General features: G+C 44.6%; 17 protein-coding genes. 6 read left to right on the forward strand and 11 right to left on the reverse strand.

What is annotated here, in order from left to right; translation table 11 throughout:
* Nucleotides 1-274: 274 nt before the first annotated feature.
* The 5 genes from B1728_RS34960 to B1728_RS34980 all read right to left on the reverse strand — a co-directional run bounded on the left by B1728_RS34960 (nt 275) and on the right by B1728_RS34980 (nt 3,151).
* Entirely contained in the window at nt 275-472 is a 198-nt protein-coding gene (locus B1728_RS34960) for an alcohol dehydrogenase catalytic domain-containing protein (RefSeq protein ID WP_256865629.1), read from the reverse strand.
* Nucleotides 473-707: 235 nt separating this feature from the next.
* Nucleotides 708-1,364, reverse strand: a complete 657-nt coding sequence (locus B1728_RS34965; protein WP_079915034.1) for an ArsR/SmtB family transcription factor — start codon at nt 1,362-1,364, stop codon at nt 708-710.
* 157 nt (nt 1,365-1,521) lie between these two features.
* A complete protein-coding gene (locus B1728_RS34970; protein WP_079915035.1) occupies nt 1,522-1,710 on the reverse strand; it encodes a hypothetical protein in 189 nt (62 codons plus the stop codon).
* A gap of 209 nt (nt 1,711-1,919) precedes the next feature.
* Nucleotides 1,920-2,411 carry a hypothetical protein gene (locus B1728_RS34975; RefSeq protein WP_144028107.1) on the reverse strand — a complete coding sequence of 164 codons (492 nt, stop codon included), beginning with the start codon at nt 2,409-2,411 and terminating at the stop codon, nt 1,920-1,922.
* A 224-nt stretch (nt 2,412-2,635) separates the two neighbouring features.
* On the reverse strand, nt 2,636-3,151 hold the full coding sequence (locus tag B1728_RS34980; protein WP_079915037.1) for a hypothetical protein: 516 nt from the start codon (nt 3,149-3,151) through the stop codon (nt 2,636-2,638).
* Nucleotides 3,152-3,459: 308 nt separating this feature from the next.
* Here B1728_RS34980 and B1728_RS34985 point away from each other — a divergent pair, with 308 nt between their 5' ends.
* The 3 genes from B1728_RS34985 (at nt 3,460) to B1728_RS35000 (ending at nt 7,586) form a co-directional block, all read left to right on the forward strand.
* Nucleotides 3,460-5,046, forward strand: a complete 1,587-nt coding sequence (locus tag B1728_RS34985; RefSeq protein WP_079915038.1) for a spore germination protein — start codon at nt 3,460-3,462, stop codon at nt 5,044-5,046.
* Entirely contained in the window at nt 5,039-6,244 is a 1,206-nt protein-coding gene (locus B1728_RS34990) for a Ger(x)C family spore germination protein (protein WP_079915039.1), read from the forward strand. The genes B1728_RS34985 and B1728_RS34990 overlap by 8 nt, the downstream gene beginning before the upstream one ends.
* 232 nt (nt 6,245-6,476) lie before the next feature.
* On the forward strand, nt 6,477-7,586 hold the full coding sequence (locus tag B1728_RS35000) for a GerAB/ArcD/ProY family transporter (RefSeq protein ID WP_079915041.1): 1,110 nt from the start codon (nt 6,477-6,479) through the stop codon (nt 7,584-7,586).
* Between the two features lie 97 nt (nt 7,587-7,683).
* Here B1728_RS35000 and B1728_RS35005 read toward each other — a convergent pair whose 3' ends face one another.
* The 4 genes from B1728_RS35005 to B1728_RS36010 all read right to left on the reverse strand — a co-directional run bounded on the left by B1728_RS35005 (nt 7,684) and on the right by B1728_RS36010 (nt 12,566).
* Complete coding sequence (locus B1728_RS35005) at nt 7,684-8,856, reverse strand: heparin lyase I family protein (protein ID WP_079915042.1); 1,173 nt, start codon at nt 8,854-8,856, stop codon at nt 7,684-7,686.
* Nucleotides 8,857-9,196: 340 nt separating this feature from the next.
* Complete coding sequence (ppsA, locus tag B1728_RS35010; RefSeq protein ID WP_079915043.1) at nt 9,197-11,800, reverse strand: phosphoenolpyruvate synthase; 2,604 nt, start codon at nt 11,798-11,800, stop codon at nt 9,197-9,199.
* A gap of 263 nt (nt 11,801-12,063) precedes the next feature.
* The gene (locus B1728_RS36005; protein ID WP_144028108.1) at nt 12,064-12,330 is read right to left on the reverse strand and encodes a hypothetical protein; all 267 of its coding nucleotides are present in this window, start codon (nt 12,328-12,330) and stop codon (nt 12,064-12,066) included.
* The gene (locus B1728_RS36010; protein WP_256865630.1) at nt 12,312-12,566 is read right to left on the reverse strand and encodes a hypothetical protein; all 255 of its coding nucleotides are present in this window, start codon (nt 12,564-12,566) and stop codon (nt 12,312-12,314) included. The genes B1728_RS36005 and B1728_RS36010 overlap by 19 nt, the downstream gene beginning before the upstream one ends.
* Nucleotides 12,567-12,631: 65 nt before the next feature.
* Here B1728_RS36010 and B1728_RS35015 point away from each other — a divergent pair, with 65 nt between their 5' ends.
* The gene (locus tag B1728_RS35015) at nt 12,632-14,260 is read left to right on the forward strand and encodes a GMC family oxidoreductase (protein WP_079915044.1); all 1,629 of its coding nucleotides are present in this window, start codon (nt 12,632-12,634) and stop codon (nt 14,258-14,260) included.
* A 66-nt stretch (nt 14,261-14,326) separates the two neighbouring features.
* Here B1728_RS35015 and B1728_RS35020 read toward each other — a convergent pair whose 3' ends face one another.
* Nucleotides 14,327-14,743, reverse strand: a complete 417-nt coding sequence (locus B1728_RS35020) for a DUF1259 domain-containing protein (protein ID WP_079915045.1) — start codon at nt 14,741-14,743, stop codon at nt 14,327-14,329.
* 59 nt (nt 14,744-14,802) lie between these two features.
* On the reverse strand, nt 14,803-15,222 hold the full coding sequence (locus tag B1728_RS35025; protein WP_079915046.1) for a DUF1259 domain-containing protein: 420 nt from the start codon (nt 15,220-15,222) through the stop codon (nt 14,803-14,805).
* A gap of 733 nt (nt 15,223-15,955) precedes the next feature.
* On the opposite strand from B1728_RS35025, the gene B1728_RS35030 reads away from it, so the two are divergent.
* Together B1728_RS35030 and B1728_RS35035 are read left to right on the forward strand one after the other, a co-directional pair.
* Complete coding sequence (locus tag B1728_RS35030; protein ID WP_079915047.1) at nt 15,956-17,068, forward strand: amidase domain-containing protein; 1,113 nt, start codon at nt 15,956-15,958, stop codon at nt 17,066-17,068.
* Nucleotides 17,069-17,139: 71 nt separating this feature from the next.
* The gene (locus tag B1728_RS35035; protein ID WP_079915048.1) at nt 17,140-18,675 is read left to right on the forward strand and encodes an oligosaccharide flippase family protein; all 1,536 of its coding nucleotides are present in this window, start codon (nt 17,140-17,142) and stop codon (nt 18,673-18,675) included.
* The last annotated feature ends 62 nt before the right edge of the window (nt 18,676-18,737 follow it).

An 18,737-nucleotide genomic window follows, 5' to 3' on the forward strand; every position in this document is an offset into this window, starting at 1 on the left:
CCTTAGTTAACTGCTTCATAGATCTTTTCGATCTGTTGATGGAATCATCCATTCGTTTCACATAGCTTAATGATTTCTGACACCGCTCGTTCAGCAGATTGAAGTGACCTTCCAGGTGTCCGCCCTGTTCATTAGCGGTTTCTGTACCTGCGATTTACTTTAGCATTAGGCGCAGCAACAAGAATGACTTTGGCTCCGCCTAAAGCTTTTAACACTTGGGCCGGGTTAGACCCGTCTCATGGTTGTGACCTCCGTGCCAGCTTATACCGACGCGCTACCCTATTCGCCATTTCGTCGAACCTGCCCCAAGCTCCTCCACGATACCGATTACTTCATGCCCAGGAATCCTCGGATACTCTGAGGCGGCACCTCTAATAGTCACCGAGTCCCCATGACATACCCCGTATGCTTCTACACGTAGAAGCACTTGCCCTTCTCCAGGTTGAGGCACCGGGATTTCGACCAGCTTCATTTTTCACCTTGGCCGGAATTTGCATAGCTTTCATCATTTTCATTGCATCTTTCCTCCTCCTACAGTCCGGTTATGGAACTCCCTTAGTATAGAATAAAAAGGTATATTATTCAATTGTATAATTGAATAATATACAATGAGTACTGTTCTAAAAAGTAATGATAACCTTTCCATAACTTGAAATGAGGATATATAAAAACGCAGCATAAATGCTGCGCTTTTCTCAAGAACAACCCTATGAACTTGTCTGCCATTCATGTACGCCTTCTTCAATGCGATAAGCCTTGAATCCCTTTTTCTGCATCTGCTCAACGGCTTGCGTGGTGAATACACAATACGGTCCTCGGCAATAGGCTGCAATTTCGGTATCTTTCGGCAAATTTTGAAGATAATTGTCAAGTTCTTCCATTGGAACAGATACTGCTCCTTCAATATGCTCCGTCTCGTACTCGTCTTTAGGACGAACATCCAATATAAGGAAATTTCCCGATTTCATCTTCTCCAATACTTCCTTCTTGGATATTGTATGAACGTTATTGTAATGCTGATATATATTTTGCTTGAGACGGGGAACGTCCGAAAGCTGATGTTCAGAGATTTTCCATAAAGACGTCAAAAACTCTGCGACCATGGGATTTGCCAAAGAGTAAATAACATAAGTCCCTTTTTTTGTAAATCTCACCAGATTAGCATCCAGCAAAATTTGAAGATGACGAGATACATTGGCAAGGTTCATTCCAGATTGATGAGCTATCGTTTCTACCGATTTTGAACCATTGGATAATAAACTCAAAATTTCGAGTCTTCTCTCACTGGAAAGGCATTTCCCAATTCGGGCATATTGTAAAAATAATTGTTCTTTATATATTTGTGCTAATTGAGCATCTTCCATTAGAACCACCGCCATTCATTATTCAAGTGAATATTTGAATTATAAGTTGTTCATTTTTAAAATTCAAGTAAACCCGATAGGATTTCTAAATCATACATAATAAAAAACCGATCTTTGATAAACTTATTAGTGTACCAAAAACCGGAAGCCTTATAGATTAATATTTGGCGTCTATTTGGAAATCGTCCGCATGCAGATTGCCGTCCCTACCAAGAATACAGTCATCCTTGAATACGAGATAACGGGCTTCTTCCCCGTCGGGAGCAAAATCGACTAATTCAAAGCTATCCGCATGCTCATATTGAATCGGAAACTCTTTACCTTCAATCACTACATGTAACTTCATTGTACTTTTCTCCTTTCTTATGGAAAGTACTATCCTATTTGTATTGATCTACAATGTGTAAAAGCCTATACCCTTACATATTGTTGTCATCTTGCATTTTTTTACACAAACGGCTGTGGCAAATAGCAAATGTTGGCCGTTATCGGGCCAAATATACAGCAAAAAGACACTGATCTGTATAGTCAGTGCCTTCTTTCTATAAGTGAAATTCAAGTTGTCCCTTCGATCCTCTGGAAGCGATTTTTGAACCTGAGGCAATAGTCCTCCAGCTCGTGAAAAAGCACCTGATGACACATCAGACCGTTCACGAGAAAGCGTTTTGAGCCCAGTAAGCCATTCCATTTGGAGAAGAGCCTTTCCTCCTCCGATTGACCCTCTGTAACCCAAAACTGAATTTTCTCAACATCCCGGTTGCCCGCTTTTATCTCGCTTAGAAGATTCATCAGACCTTGCATAAACAAGCTCGTACGCCGATATTCCGGACGCAGATACGCGACCTCCACTTGACAGATATGCCGATCCTCATAGCCGTTGGGACCGGTTCCATAGACGAAACCGGCAGCTCCAACCACATCGTAGTCCTCTTCCGAGAGGATCAGCATCGCCTTACCGAAAATGAGCGGACTACTTATAAAGCTGAGCTTTACGGCAAATGCGTACGGCAAGTTCAAATCGGCGTGATGCCGGAGCAGAAACTTCACATAAATCTCGAAATCCAGTTCCGTGGTGCATGGCCGGCATAAAAAAAACATTACTTAGCCGGTTGTGGTTGTGGCTGTGGCTGGATTTGCGGAACTGCTCTTAGGGTGTCATTGAGAATAGCGAATCTCCCCAATTTACCGCCAGTTTTCTTGTCGATATTAGGTGGTGGCAAAAACATGTGTTATCCTCCATTTCGTGTCAAAAAAATGTATTCTTTACTCAATTATACCTTGATATATCGAGTTAAGGTAGTCCTTAAATGGTGAATTTTAGCACAAAATACGGTCTCTTCCCCAAGGATACCCTCCTGGGTATGGCTGGCAATCGCAAATTTGGAATAAAGTCTGCATAAGTATGTATTTTCCGTTAAGGCGTTGAATCTGAGCTCCTCTACATCCGGATGGGCTTCGATAATCAGCTCAATCATGTAATACAGTCCTTTAACAAAGAGGCGTGTCCCCCGGTATGCTTTGTCCATAATGGCAAAGTTTACGAAGGCAATTTCCTTATCCTCGAATTGTTTTTCAGGCGTTCCATGATAGTAAGTCATCATTCCGAGCACCTGATTGTCAGTATTCGTGATGTAAATCAGATGGCCTTGCGTAATATGAGAACATAACAGGGAGACCATGTCCAAGGTACCATAAGAAGGGTGCAATTCACGTCGGTTCTCAATAGCAAATAAACTGACATCGGCCAAAGCCTCGTCGCTGACGCAACGTTTGCAATAGGTTGTCATCGGGCAGCCTCTTTCTCGATTATTTTGCAGGAATGAGTTTTACAATACCATTTCCCCCGCTTCTTCTCTTCAGTGATATAATAAACGGTTATTACTTATATGAGGATTTTACCATAGCCGGCTCCCAAATACCTTACCAACATAAATAAATGACCTTATTGAAAATCTCAAACCTGACCCTTGGTCGTTCTCGTTCAGCGCTTATTGTTCATTTTCATATTAGACACCTGATTATTTATGTTTAGTTTAAAATAACGATAAATGGAAAAATTGGTTAATACCGATAATACATCAGTGTGAGGTACTTTATGACCTATTTCCATTGGTTTATGAAACAGAACCCTGAGCACCGCGAAGAAAACGATATGAACCACGGTCAAATTGAACCTGAGCCTGTGGAGGCCGATACTTATCCGATTGAAGAACGGTTAGCTTGGATTCGTAGGCAATTGATCGACAATTCAGATGTAGCTTACCACAACTTTATTGCAGGTCCAGTGGTGGAGTGCGCCATTATTTATTTGCGCGGAATGATCGATTTAACCACTTTGCAGGAGGATGTTCTTAAGATTGTTCTTCGTATGGATGCGGCGAATGCCGATGAATTCCGCAAGCAGCTCTTCGACCGTAAGCAATTGTCGGTTTCGGACTACCGATTCCTGTTCACGCTTTCGGAGGGGATATCGTCTATTCTGGATAGCAAGGCCGTTCTTATTATAGACGGTGAACAAAGAATAATTGAACTCCCTCTATCCAAGTATTCAAAACGTGCTATTGAAGAGCCGCCCAACGAATCCGGTATCAGGGGACCACGAGAGGCTTTTATAGAAGATGCCAGTATTAACTTGACCTTAATTCGCAAACGTTTGAGAACGCCAAAATTTAAGACGGAGACCCTGCGGATTGGAACGTTAACCCAGACCAAGGTGTTAATTGGTTACATTGACGGCCTCTGCAAGAAAGATTTACTGGATGAAGTGAAATATCGGTTGTCGAAAATTGACATCGATAGCGTTTTGGGAAGCAGCACTATCGAGGAATTTTTGGATGATACTCCTTTCTCTCCTTTCCCGCAGCTGCAATATACGGAAAGACCGGATATCACGGCTGCAGCACTTCTTGAGGGGCGTGTAGCTATTATCGTCGACGGGACCCCGATTGTGCTTATTGCTCCGGTTACCTTAATGACGCTGCTGCAATCCTCTGAGGATTATTACCAGCGTTTCATTGCTTCGACCTGGATTCGATGGATCCGATACTTTTTTCTATTCGTTTCGCTGCTTCTGCCGTCTACCTATATCGCAATTACGACCTTTCATCCGGAGATTATTCCTTCAAAATTGCTTGTCACCGTCATGTCTTCCAGAGAAATTGTGCCGTTTCCAGCCTTAATCGAGGCCTTTATTATGGAAATTTCTTTTGAGGCACTGCGGGAAGCAGCCATTCGTATCCCCAAATCCATCGGGCAGGCGGTATCCATTATTGGAGCGCTTATTATTGGCACTGCAGCTGTACAGGCAGGCATCGTGTCAGCGGCAATGGTGATCATTGTGTCTTTAACAGGCATTGCTTCATTCATCAGTCCTCACTACGATCTGGGACTGGCCTTTCGTTTATTGCGATTTCCAATTATGATATTAGCCGGATTCTTTGGATTGTTCGGAATTGCCTGCGGCATGTTATTTCTTTACATCCACCTTATCAATCTGCGTTCCTTCGGAATGCCGTATTTATCCCCGATCGCCCCTTTCGTCCCGAGTGATCTGAAGGATACTCTAGTTCGTGCTCCGTGGTGGCTCATGAAAAAACGCCCGATGCAGGCTGCACCGAATAAAACGAGACAAGGAAAGGTTACTCGAAAGTGGTCGTATTCGGAGGAGGATAGTAATGATTAAGTCCAAATTTCCCGCTTACGTTACTTTATGGACGTTGATTACGCTATGCCCTTTATTACTGCTAACTGGCTGCTGGAATTCTATCGAAATCAATGACCGGGCCTTCGTGAAAATGATGCTGCTTGATAAATCCGAGTCTGGAATTGAGGTTACTCTCTGCTTCCCCCTGCCTAATCGCCTCATTCCAGGACAATCCGGCGGTTCCGGTGGGCAAACTGGCAAACCCTATACCTATATTACGAAAACGGGGCGTGACATCGGGGAGGCCTATCGGTTTATTCAATCGGACCTTTCAAGAAAAATTACGTTCGGACAAACAAGTATCGTCGTTATAGGGAATGCTCTGGCTAAAGAAGGGATTTTGCCCGTATTAGAATTTATCGCCCGCGAGCCACGCTTTCATATCAATGCCAGCATGTTCGTTACAGAGGGTAAGGTTAAGAAAATGATGGCAGTTCCTGTTGTATTCGAGCGTTTTCCCGTAGATATCCTGGTGGCCTATGCCAAACAGCATATCACCGTCCGTGCGACCGTTAAGGATGCCCTCATGGCTACCTACTCGGGCGGAGATCTATTCATACCAATGCTTAGCTTTGAGATGAAAACCGTGCCTAGTGAAAAAAATAAAACTCAGCAATGGATGGGTACCGATGGAGCTGCCATTTTCAAGCTTGGAAAGATGGTAGGGACATTGGATACGAATGAAATGCGCGGAGCAATGTGGGTACAGGGGACAGTAAGGGATTCTGAGATCACGGTTCCTTCCACAATAGACGGGAAGGAAGTTAGCTTCATGGTAAAAAATAATCGTACATCGATAAAACCGGTTTTATCCGGTGATCAAATCACCATAAATATCCAAAGCAGAGCTAGCGCTGATCTCATCTCGTCCGAATCTGATATCGACTTTCTGGACGCGAAGCAGCTGGCCGTTCTTGAACACGACCTTGCGACTCTTGTTCAGGACCGCATGTCTATGGCAATAAGAAAATCACAAGAAGCAGGCTCGGATGCGTTCCAAATCGGCCAATATATCGATTGGAATTATCCGAATAAATGGATGACCATCGAACCGCAATGGCGTTACCTTTATGCCAAAAAAGTTAAGTTTGACATTCAGGCTCGAATTCTCATAAAGCATTTAGGTACGGAAAAGCATCCTCTCCGAATACAAACACTTAAAGACACGGGGGCTTGATCATGATACTTATCGGGATCGCTTTTGGATGCATTATTGGTTACGAATGGTTTTACCTGAAACGAAAACAGCGAAAGCAGAGGACTTACTTTATCGTGCTGGGGACGGCACTATTCCTCTTTCTAGGGACAGAAACGCTATATATATTCAAGGATAAATTTACAATGGCTCGACTCGTTCAAAGCATCTTCATGTCCATTGAAAATTATATCGCTGGGGGTGGTACGAAATCATGACGAACTATTTGGGACGAGTATCCCAATTACAGATATATATGCTCTTTACACAATACTTGTTTACAACCATTCTCGGTTTCTTAATGGGGACGTTAGTTGAGAAGGCGGGTTTTGCTGCATGGCTGTCTTTAATTGCAGGTGCCCTTGCAGGTATTGGATTTACCTATGTTTCATTTCGATTAGGTCTTAAGCGCCCGACTCAATTTTTTGGTCATTACGGACATACAATTATCGGAAGATGGATTCATTATCCGCTCGTTGCCATAATGATATTCTCTTTCTTGTTCTCAGCATCGTTTGTAATGAGAGAGCTGCAGGATTTCATCAGCGATGTGTATTTACCAAATACCCCTGATTGGGCTGTAGCATCTCTCTTCGGCCTATGCGTGGCTTATGCTGTGCGATCTGGAGTAGAAACTATTTTCCGCTCTGCCCAAGGCATCTTTTTCTTAAGTGTTGTAGGTGTTCTAATTGTCCCTCTCTTCGTCGGCAGCACTATGAACCCGGACATGTGGATCGCATTGACGAACCATTTTAGACCCAAAGGGATATGGAGCGGCATGTACATTGTCATGGCTCTTTATGGCCAGATGAACTTTATTTTGTTCCTCTTCCCCTACTTTGCCGAGAAGCATAATACGATGAAGTCGATTATTTGGGCAGTGGCAACATCCGTATTTATAATTTTGGCTAATTTGATACCGACCCTATTGATTTTTGGAACCAAATTATCTGCCAACATGTTTTTCCCGGAACTTGAATTAATCAGTTACGTACGAATCGGTACGTTTCTTGAAAATTTAGATCCTATCCTCATATCCGTATGGTTATCAAGCTTATTTATTAAAATTAGCCTTTTCTTATTCGTGTCTGTCATCGCACTTACCCATACATTTGCATTAGAGGATCATAAACCATTCTCGTTCTCGATGACTGCAGCTATGATCGCTTTATGCTTGCTCATGGCGCGGACTGCCCCAGAGCTAACAGAATTGCTTAAGCATGGGGAAATGACTTTTCTCATCTTGACCGAATGCATACCCATTATATATTTTTTTGTAGATGCTGTGCGCTTCAAACGTTCGATTAGCTATGACCAAAAGTAAAGTGAAGCGTTTCGACATATTGCCGAAACGCTTATATTCGTATAAACTACGTTCGGAAAACCGGAAGCTCCGCAAAATGACAATCGCCGCAGCCCGACTAGTTGGGCTTCACGATAACGGTGTACATGCCATACGATGTGCTGCCGTTATTCCCCAGAGAAACGGTCGAATTGGCTGAATACGACTTTTGATATAAGCTGAATGTCCGCGGAGTTGATTCGTTGTTGACCAAATCTTCGCCCGTATCTGTCCAGCCGTTAAGCCATGAAGGCTTGGGGGATATCATATCGTTCACGGCAACGAACACGACGGCATTTTGAGTGACTGTAAACGTTACAGCCGGGTCGGACGAATAGGCCTTCGAATCGTTTGCCGTTCGGATCCAATCCGATCCAGCGACAAGGGAAGGAACCGAAGTAAATGTGAAAGCACGGTCCCCGTATTCGGTTTGACCGGACTGCAGATTTTTCTGAATCGACCAATCCGCAGCGTTAGCAGAATCTTTGACTGATAAATTCGTAATCAGGGATGTGGACGCAGGATCCTTGCCGATACTGATGTTACTCAAATAGCAGTTCCTTGTATTGTTAGCCTTTACCCCTTCATCCGTATTGTAAATCCCGAACTTCGTATGCATGTTTACGGTTTCCCTCGGGAAAGATAAACCGGTTTTATTTAGAACAAGCGCTCCGTTAATCCAAAATTTAAAATAGGCGTTAGAAGCCGAGCCTTTCCATTCAACCTTAAAATCGTTCCACTCATTCGTTTTCAGTGTGTAGTTAACATCAGAGCCGCCGCTCACGCCCATAACAGACAGCTTTCCCGTGCCATCAGCCTTAAGCATCCAATAAGGGCCGTTATCTCCGATCACTTGTGCGATGGAAGCATTGACTACAGAGGTATCAAAGCGCTGTCCCCATGCGATGCTGACGACTTGATCCCGCGGCCACTCGTAGCCGTTCTCGACGTTGATTTCTGTTCTCGGATTCGTACCCGAGGATGTGCGATAATCGTCATCCTTCTGCCATAACAGCTTAAGTACCGTCCCACGCTGGCCTAAGGGGTCGGTGACTCTGGTGATCCGATTGCTCGGAAGGCCGGAGGGTGAAGGTTTGGTGCCGTCCGTGTTTTGCTCGAAATCCTGGGAATACATGATTTTGCCATCCGCGACCGGCCCCTGAGCTTCTGCAAATACGAATGTGGGGATTGACGCAAAAACCGTAATAAGTAATACAAGTAAAAAGGCGCATACTTTCGAATATCTCATCATCTTAGAAACCTCCTTAGATTGGAATGACAACTTACCCAAAACAAGCAGCTTCCCACCTCCATACTGAAATATCCTCGATACAAATTCGGCTGTTTTACATTCCCGTCCCCCCCCTTTTTCTTCGAGACGAAACTGCCGGCAATCAGCCGTTCGTCTTAATGTCGGTGTCATTATCTCATAAGTTTTTTAATTACATAATTGGATATTTTTATATTTTTGTATAAAATCATTTCATTTTAAGGAAGAACGGGCAGGTCTCGATAAAAAATAAAGAGGCAGCCGCAGCCGCCTCATTATTTTTATGCTCAGTGGTGTACTCTCCATTATGGGTATTCAGCCATTACAATATTTCAATATACCCTTCTGTCCCATGTACGCGAATTCGTTGCCCATCTTTGATTATTTTGGTGGCATTTTCCACGCCTACAACGGCTGGCAGGCCATATTCACGTGCGATAACGGCTCCATGGGTCATCAGTCCGCCGACTTCAGTGACTAGTCCTTTAATGGATACAAACAATGGCGTCCAGCCAGGGTCAGTAAAGGAGGTAACCAATATATCTCCATCCTCCAGATCCGCATCGGCCATATTTAAAATGACTCGTGCACGTCCTTCTATAACTCCGGAAGAAACAGGCAGACCTACAATGGCTTCGACCGGGAGATTTTCCCGTTTGTACTCGCCTGTAATGATTTCACCATCGGACGTAATAACACGTGGCGGAGTTAGTTTTTCGTAAAATTTGTACTCCTCTTTTCGTTGGCTGATGATCTGGTAATCCAGTTTTTTGGTGCGTACGGCTTCGTGAAGTTCTTCAAAAAAGAGATAGTATATATCTTCTTTTTCTCGAATAACGCCGGCTTGTGCGAGTTGCTCGGCTTCTTTGAGCAAAGCCTGCTTATATACGAAGTAGCGATTAATCATGCCGTATTTCGGATATTCCCTATAGCCGCTGAAATTCCGGATTAGGTCGATCCTTTGTTTTGTTTCTTTGGCTTTTTGCTCGCCATCCGGTAATTGCTTCAATCGATCCAATAACTCTTCTTCTTTCTCCAGGGCTTCCTGTAGCCCTTGCTCAAATTTGCGTTGTCCAGCATTAGGTTCAGAGATTTTGACGTTACCAAGAATCAACGGGACAAGAGTCATTGGTTTTTCGCTCCATCTAGTTCTCGTAACATCAATTTCTCCGGCACATCGCATTCCATATTTGTTGAGAAAGGCACTGATAGCGTCATGGGTCTCCTGTCCGCCATCCAACTTAAGCAATTCATCCATGAAATCATCCTCTTTTGCTCGTTGTAAGTAATCAATAACTTGAGGATAAGGACGAATCACATCTGCGACCTCCAATAGAGCCAGACCCATTTCCGAAGTAATATTGCCCGGTACAGATTGAGAAAGCGTATCTGCTGCGTTTTTTTCACCTAGCCACTCGTTCATTTTTTCATTGATCCATGCTGAAGCATCCATAGCAGCCATAATGACAGCTGAGCTTTGCGGGTTAAATAATATTTTCTTTAGCTGCTGTTGGATATCTTCTAGAATAAAATCTAACAAATCCGATCCTGATTTCGTTTGGATGGTTTGCTTTAACTCCTCTAATGAAGTTTGATTCATCTTCATCAAATCAGAGACGATAGTCGGAGCGTTTTCGATTTGAGAAAGCATATCTGTATTACCTCTGCCGGGAATCGGTGCTGTTTTATCGTCGGGTAATAATTTTATAAAATCTCCTCGCTCTATTAAGGTCATAAGTGCGTCCTTGATGAGCGGTTCGTGTTGTCCAAAGGTTTTCATTATGGCTTCTCGGCTCGCTGGCGAAGCTAGCTTAGGCGTAACATCAACAAACAGCCTTCCGCCGGCTGTACGCATAGGTGCTGGAGTCGTTAACAGATAAAAGGAAAGACCCAGCGGTTTTATAGGGTCCGTCATCATTTGTTGGTGGCCGACGGATAGATAGACGTGATTTTCCTGATCATTCGCTTCAGGGATCGGATACAAAGTCGTGATTGGCCGACTCTGGACAATATAAAACGTATCTTGGGCCAAACACCATTCGATATCTTGTGGACAGCCAAAATAGGCTTCAATCTGTCTTCCGATACGTGCCAGCTCTAAAATTTGCCGTTCAGTAAGCGTTTGAGTCTTTTGATGATCCGGATCGATCTGCAGTGTCTCTGTTCCGCCTCCATCTCGTCCATAAATAGCTAATTTTTTAGCGGCAATCCTCTTATCGACGATTTCCCCTTCCCGTACTTTATAACAATCAGCGGATACCAAGCCGGAGACCAGCGCTTCTCCAAGTCCATAACTGGCGTCAATGGAAAGCAGCTTCCGGTTGGAAGTAACTGGGTCGGCGGTGAATAGAATCCCGGAGGCCTGGGGGAATACCATCCTTTGAATGATAACGGATAAATAAACTTGACGGTGGTCAAATCCATTCTGCATACGGTAGATTACCGCGCGATCCGTAAATAAGGACGCCCAGCATTTGCTGATATGCTGTAAGATGGCTTCCTTGCCGATGATATTTAAATAGGTATCTTGTTGACCAGCAAAGGAGGCATGTGGTAAATCCTCGGCCGTTGCACTAGAACGCACTGCATAAGCATGCTTCTCGCCAATCTGGGAGAGATAGTGAGTAACTGCTCTCACAACCTCGGAAGGGATTTCTGCTTCCATGATGCTTTGTCGGATCTTTCTGCAGATTTCACCAATCTGGCCCCGATCCTCTGCCTTTAGCATGGTTAGTCGATTGAGCAAAGCAGGATACGCTTCGTTTTGTTCGATGGCTTTTTGAAATCCCAAGGTGGTAACACAAAATCCTTCAGGCACCTGGATTCCTTCCATTTTTGATAATTCCCCCAAGTGTAACCCTTTTCCTCCAACGAGTAAAAGCTGCGTCTTTTCGATTTCCTGGAAGCTGAGAACCAACGAACTCATTCAACATCTCTCCTAACCATGAATTTGAGAAAAACATTTGACAAAAGCTTTGTACCCATGATACACTTAAAGTGTAAGATGATCTTACTTTGCAATCTTGACCATAAAAAACGGTCGTAGTCCGATTATATCATTGTGTCTGTTTATATGCAATATTTAAGAACCTGGTACAACTGTCCAGGTTCTTTTTGGTTTATAACAGGCAGCTGCTAACTTTGCCAAGCTTCCATTAATCTGTTCATGTGACAGTGTCGTTACGTTCTTTATAGCCCGTGTACGGACTTGCTTAATCTCGCCAATAACCGCAGACTGAGTTCCGTCCATATCGCGCTATAAAGCAAACAAAATAATAAAATATAGATGGCCGTAGTGATATCGAAGCTCGTAGCGACTGAAGGTCCGAGCAGCGGAAAGCGAATGGCGTATAACAGCAGCGCAATTCCGGCCCATAATGCAAGAGCGGACAACGAGACAGCCTGGATCCGGTTTTTGGAGCGCGCTATGCTAAAGCCTAGTACCAGCCCAAGCAATCCTGCCTGAAGGTCATGAGAAATAACGGCGTCAGCAATAAACCATATCTCTCCCCCGCCCTGCCAAATCCCATCTTCCGTACTGCGGTCCCCGCACTCTCCGTGCTTGCATGATTCTCATGATATCCTCCAAAAGAAGCGGAAGATAAATGACGGCTATGGTGAGCATTACTGCACACGATTCTGTCTTCAACCCAGTCATGAGGCTGAATCCGGCTATCATTAATGGTTTTCATCAATCATCGTCACATTAGGCGCCCAATGATAATACCCTACATTATCCAATGAAAGGGGAATCGAAATGAACCGGAAACTAACATTCGATTATATCATTGTGGGTACGGGGCCAGCGGGAGCTGTTCTTGCAAAAACACTGACCGATGACAAAAGAACATCTGTTCTCGTATTGGAGGCTGGCGAAAACAACGACCGGGACAAAGCGATCAGGGATTCTTCTGAGGCCCTGGAGCTTGAAGAACATTTTTTTCCAAAATATTTTTGGCAAGGAGAAGGTGTTCCCCAAAAAGGGCTCGACGATCGTGCTTTCGAATGGACTACAGGGCGGCTGTCGGGAGGCGGCTCTTCCATTAACGGCGAGCAGTATGTTCGGCCTACTCCTGCAGTATTAAAAGAATGGGAACAGCTATTAGGTCCGCTGTGGTCTCCGAGACGGGCAATTCGACGTTTTAAACGTTTGGAAAAGTACAACGGCAAAACCAGCAATAAAGCGGCAAGAGGATTTAAGGGAAGGATCGACATAAGGCAAACCCCCACGGAGCCGACGGGGATGACAAGAAAACTGATTACGGCAATAGAGCAAGCCACTGGTTTGCCTGAGATTCTCGATTATAACAATCCGAATACAACGCTGGGGCCCTTCACCCGATGGCAGCTGTATCAAAATCCGGACGGCCGCAGGGAGAGCTCTTCTACTGCTTTCTTATCTTCCGATATTATGACTGCCGGTGGACATGGAGTAAATGGACGCAAGCTTAAAGTGATATATAAATCGACGGCTTTAAGGGTTCTTTTTACCGGCAATAAGGCTGTTGGCGTTCAGTTTTTACACGAAAGCAGATGCATAACCGCTTCCGCAAGAAAAAAAGTGATTATATCTGCCGGCATCAATAGTGCTCAGCTATTAATGTTATCCGGCATCGGTCCTGGTAAATTACTTAAGCAGGCCGGCATCCCGGTGATTTTCAATAATCCGCACGTAGGTAAGAGCATAAGAAATCATACGCTCAACTTTGCCGTATTCTCTGCCAATCCTAGAGATCATGCGCTCCCCGCGAATGACCCGAACAGCTTATACTCTGGAGGAGCGTTCTTGCCCGACCCTACCGGAGCCGCACCTGGCAGGCGTGCTGTACAACTCATAGGTTTGGGTTCGAAGGGCATGCTAACATTGGCAATTCTATATCTTCGGCCGAAAAGCCGAGGAAGCATTCGTATTCAAAATAACGACCCGTTAAAAATCGTGCTTGCGGACGAAGGATTTATCGCTAATCCTGAGGATATGGAAGCAATAAAAAATATTTTTAGAATATATGTAAAAAATATTGCTGCAGAATTAGAAGCAATAGACCCGTCTTACAAGCTCATTTCGCCTGAACTCGACGTTATTGATAACGATTCGAAATTGGAACAATATATCAAGGAGAATTTCGATCATAACCATCATCAGCAAAGCTTTTTACGGATGGCTCCGTTAAAGAACGGCGGTGTAGTTGATCGTAGAGGTCGCGTTCATGGTGTAAAAAATTTAATAGTAGCCGATGCTTCCATTATCCCTTTTACCGTTGACGGCAATACCTCGGCTCCCACATTTCTTATTGGTTACACAATTGCACGCCAGTTAAAGCTTCAAAACCAAAGAAGAATAAATCGAAAACTTTCAAGGCATTTGTTCGAAACGGTGGAAGAATAACAAAAGTTCAGCATTCCCGATCAAAAAACATCGCCTCAAATAGCTGCGATGTTTTTTGATGATAGTTTATCCCAAAAATGCAATCGAACGTTTTACTTTCCTTGCAAAATCTACTGGCTTATCAATCGATTCCCAGTGAATATACATTAGACGCGGGTTCTCAAACAGCCAGTGATTATGAACTGCTGTTACTTTAATTCCGTTTTTGCGAAGATTGGACAGTAACTGATTTACTTGGTTTTGAAAGAGGGCTGTTTCCCCTAAACATAATGCACGACCAGAACTGTCCAAGGATTCAAAAGAGAACAGCTGATAACGGACCAATGGCGATGTGGTGCGTCTTCCTAATATCGAGGCGTTAACTTTCCGATTTCTACTGACAAAACATACGGGTCCTTTTGTAATCTCATGCTCTGTACCACCTAAAATGCTAGAAAATTGGTTACATAGTCTTTTAAAGCGGGGACTTACTTTCACAGCCATATGAATCCTTCCTTTCGCTTTTATGATAAAATTCCTCTGCTCATACTGAACAGCTGCAATTAACCCAAGAATGCAATGGATTCTTTGGTTCTTCTAGCAAAAACAACGGGATTCATAACGGCTTCCCAATGCATATACATTAAGCGAGGATTTTCTTTTAACCAGTGATTATGGACCGCAGTGACTTTAATTCCGCGTTTACGAAGATTCGACATTAATCGGTTAACCTGATTTTGATGTACCGCAGTCTCGCCTAAACAAAGTGCCCTTCCCGAAGCATCAAGAGATTCAAACGAAAACATTTGCATTTGAACTAATGGGGAAAGGGTTCTTCTTCCCAAGATCCTCGCCCGAAGATTCGTCATTCGTGTAACAAAACAAACAGGACCCTGATCGATCTCAGATTCTCCCCCCAAAATTCTTCCAAATTGGATGCAAAGCTTTCTGAATCGTGGGCTTACCCTCACATGTTCTGCCATATAAATCCTCCTTTTAGCAATGTCTACATACCATATGATCAAAGGGGAGAACTGGAATAGGCAAAGACAAGTGTTATCAATAATTCGGGCATAAGCAGTCTATGACAGAAGCTTGATGCCACAAAATGAAAAAGCCGCATCGGATGCGGCTTTTCAGCTGAAAATTTATAAATCATTCTTGATCAGTTTCATAAGGACAACATCTGATATAGATTACCTGGTGATATTATCCGTAACGTTTAAAAAGAGCCTGCCGCAGGCAAGCTCTTCCTTCAGACTCTTCCATGTTCAACCCTTCAGAGACAATAGCCAATCCGAGTAACATTCATTGCATAAAAGCTCGATGTCTTCCTCAAGGCCGTCCTTATCATAAAGGGTGATACTATGAGCCGTATCATCATGATGGTTTGCACTTTTTTTACAATAATAACATTCATAAGTCAAAGTACTCACTCCAATTAGATATTTGAATAGATCAAGTACAATGAACAGTGTTCCCCCGACTTTTTAGGATAAACCAATATAAATAAAGGCAAAGGGTTTATTCAATGCCCCTGGGTATTCTATACTTAATCAGGCTCAAGCTTCCGCTTCCAAATTAAGGGTCTGAACCCCTTAGCATATCACCGATCAGGCGGGGAAGGATAAATGTTGGATTTCCTTTGCTTTGGAATGTCGATTCGAGGGATTGGAATGTTATTTGGCATAACGAACTTAAGGGGGATTTATCTACGTGCTGCGCTTGTCTCTGCTAATCGGGGTTTTGTTCACCATGATCGCTTCACCTATGGATGCTTACGCTTTGAATTCGATACAGGGTAGTGGAGTTAAGGATGAGGTGACTGTATTTATACAGCAGTTGTATAAGGATCGCAATAGCCTCCTCATTCATCAGCAGCCCGAAGCTATCCAGAAGTACTACAATCAAACCGAAAGTGCGAGCAGGTATGCTTATCAAATGGAGCTTAAACGTGCAAAATATATCCAGACCTGGGCCAAGAAACGCGGCGTTCGACTGGTCTCTGCCGAGCCGGTTATCCGAATTGCACGCATCAAAAAGAACGACAACCTAGCCACGGTTTCACTGGTTCAGTCGGCAAAAATATCCTACGAGTACGAATCGCATCACCTGCCCCCTCAATCGTTCGGAATTGGTACACGGCATGCTCTTACATTGATCAAGGAACGGGATGAGTGGATTGTGAAAAAGGAATGGTATCTGGATCCGCTCGAGGAGAACCCGGATTTAATACCTGATTCCCCGGCCGGCTTCCCCCAGCTGGCTCCTCATCATGAAGCTTCTCAGACAAAGGGACGGTACAATCGGGAACGCGCGGTCGCTTACGCCAATAAATATGCGGGGTTAGCCTGGGGGGCTGGAAATAACAATCGGTATAACCGGAAATATCGGGATTATACGCCTCTTGGAGGAGACTGTACGAATTTTGCCTCCCAAGTTCTTGGCGATGCTAAGGAAGGCGGCGGCTTGCCGATGTCAAATATATGGAGATACCATGGAGGGGGAAGCCAATCCTGGGTGCAGACGGATGCCTTTGAACGTTTCGTGCTGTACTCCGGGTACGGCCGGCTCATTGGCAAAGGAACCTTCACGGAAGTTACCCGGCCCAGTGATAAACATCCTCATGGAGCCATCGCGAAATTACAGCCGGGCGATTTGATCGGTTATGTATTGGATGGGGATACTGACCATTTCTCCATCGTAATCGGAGTGGATGCGAACGGATACCCTTTGGTAAACTCCCATACCGCCGACCGGTATCGTGTGCCCTTCGACTTGGGCTGGGATCGGACAACAAAATATATATTAATTCATATCAACGATTAAAAGGCGCGGAGAAGTCTACCTCCAGAAGCTTGTTCATATAATGATTTGGACAAATCCTTTGGGGTGAAAAGATGAAGCTTCCCGCCTTTATTAAACAAACAGCGCTGCGTTCTAGCGCTATTTTTCTTATTAAACTTATCGGACTGGCAGTCCGTATTCCTTTATTTCGGCTGCTTGGTCCTGAAGGCACGGGCATTTACCAGATGGTTTACTCCATATACGGCTTCGCTCTAACATTGATTTCCGGAGGATTTCCAACCTCCTTGGCGCTAATGACCGCAAAAGATCAGGAACGAGGACAGCGGTTTTTTCACAATATAGCGATCCCTTTCTTCATGCTGGGGACTAGCCTGGGCATCCTGTTCTTCGTTCTGGCTCCCCAACTTGCTCATTTTTTTGGTGACGACCGATTAACGTTTCCGCTCCGCTGTATGGTGCCTGCTCTTGCAATCGTCCCTCTTCTGCAGCTGTATCGCGGCTACCTGCAAGGTCTTGAATATTATGGGATGGTATCCGTATCCGAAATGGTAGAACAAATCATTCGCGTCGGCACGATGCTGCTGCTAGTCATCCTATGGATGAACTATGGTATTCATGCCGCTGCGGGTGGAGCGGTCTTCGGCGCCTTTACAGGTGCTTGTATAGCACTGGGTTTTCTTATCATTTGGTTTTACTGCCATTCCAGGGGATCGTCTATTGGAAGCTTCAGGTCTGTTAGAAGCCCCGCCTACCGCTGGCTGGTCATCGGGCCAGGCGTATTCTGGTTCATTCAATCCTCCCTGGCCATTACCCTCACCCGCTTAATTGTACCAGCCTCCGACGTTTTGGATGCCCTAATTATCCCCAATCGGCTGCAGGTATCGGGACTTAGTCAAACGGAAGCGTTCGCGATGTTCGGAGAAATCTTCGGAATGGCGGCGACGATCGTTTATTTACCCACGATGGTCACCGCTGCACTATCGTTTACAACTGCTCCCAAATTGACGGCCGATTGGGAGAGTGGCAAGACCAAAGAGTTTGCCGAACGTTCCAATCTATCTCTGGAAATCGGGTGGATATTGGGCATCAGTTCGATGATGTTTCTATATGCACATGCCGCTGAGCTGTCTAATCTAATTTTCGGCAGCCTTGGGGCGGCCGAGGCGATACGATGTTTGGCCTTCGCCCCTCTCATTACCGGGATACGGGAGCTAACGACGACAATGTTATGGGCCTCCGAGCAAAAGACGATCCCCCTGTTCGGGCTTCTCTTCGGGTTAATCGGCTCTGCCGCAGCCGCATATTATTTCGTTGCCATTCCAGGATTCGGCTATTCCGGAGCGGCGATAGGTGTCTTCACACTGGAATGCATTGCACTGGTTTGGAACATCAGTTTTCTGAGAAAACGATGCCGAGGTATCTTCCCCCTGCAGCCTTTAGCTATCGGGACGTTGTTCCTGGCCGGAGTCGGTATCCTGTACAAGCCATATGCTGCCTTCCTGCTATATATCGGTGCCGAATCCGCTTTGGCCCGTTCTATTGGCGGTTTATTATTTTTCGCTGTTTGCATGGGCCTCTACTTAGCCCTTCGATTGCTGGGAAAACGGGGACATCGAGTATTTTCTTGAGAATCAAAAAGGAATAAGTCGGAGATGATAAACACGTTTACTTATCATTGAAAGAAAATGGG

It is taken from the genome of Paenibacillus sp. 32352 (assembly GCF_002042965.1).
GTDB lineage: Bacteria > Bacillota > Bacilli > Paenibacillales > NBRC-103111 > Paenibacillus_S > Paenibacillus_S vulneris.

Excerpts from the sequence above, each read along its gene's own strand:
- B1728_RS34960 (WP_256865629.1), bottom strand. The coding sequence starts at position 472 with ATGAAGCTGGTCGAAATCCCGGTGCCTCAACCTGGAGAAGGGCAAGTG.
- B1728_RS34965 (WP_079915034.1), bottom strand. The coding sequence starts at position 1,364 with ATGGAAGATGCTCAATTAGCACAAATATATAAAGAACAATTATTTTTA.
- B1728_RS34970 (WP_079915035.1), bottom strand. The coding sequence starts at position 1,710 with ATGAAGTTACATGTAGTGATTGAAGGTAAAGAGTTTCCGATTCAATAT.
- B1728_RS34980 (WP_079915037.1), bottom strand. The coding sequence starts at position 3,151 with ATGACAACCTATTGCAAACGTTGCGTCAGCGACGAGGCTTTGGCCGAT.
- B1728_RS34985 (WP_079915038.1), top strand. The coding sequence starts at position 3,460 with ATGACCTATTTCCATTGGTTTATGAAACAGAACCCTGAGCACCGCGAA.
- B1728_RS34990 (WP_079915039.1), top strand. The coding sequence starts at position 5,039 with ATGATTAAGTCCAAATTTCCCGCTTACGTTACTTTATGGACGTTGATT.
- B1728_RS35000 (WP_079915041.1), top strand. The coding sequence starts at position 6,477 with ATGACGAACTATTTGGGACGAGTATCCCAATTACAGATATATATGCTC.
- B1728_RS35005 (WP_079915042.1), bottom strand. The coding sequence starts at position 8,856 with ATGATGAGATATTCGAAAGTATGCGCCTTTTTACTTGTATTACTTATT.
- ppsA (WP_079915043.1), bottom strand. The coding sequence starts at position 11,800 with ATGAGTTCGTTGGTTCTCAGCTTCCAGGAAATCGAAAAGACGCAGCTT.
- B1728_RS36010 (WP_256865630.1), bottom strand. The coding sequence starts at position 12,566 with ATGAAAACCATTAATGATAGCCGGATTCAGCCTCATGACTGGGTTGAA.
- B1728_RS35015 (WP_079915044.1), top strand. The coding sequence starts at position 12,632 with ATGAACCGGAAACTAACATTCGATTATATCATTGTGGGTACGGGGCCA.
- B1728_RS35020 (WP_079915045.1), bottom strand. The coding sequence starts at position 14,743 with ATGGCTGTGAAAGTAAGTCCCCGCTTTAAAAGACTATGTAACCAATTT.
- B1728_RS35025 (WP_079915046.1), bottom strand. The coding sequence starts at position 15,222 with ATGGCAGAACATGTGAGGGTAAGCCCACGATTCAGAAAGCTTTGCATC.
- B1728_RS35035 (WP_079915048.1), top strand. The coding sequence starts at position 17,140 with ATGAAGCTTCCCGCCTTTATTAAACAAACAGCGCTGCGTTCTAGCGCT.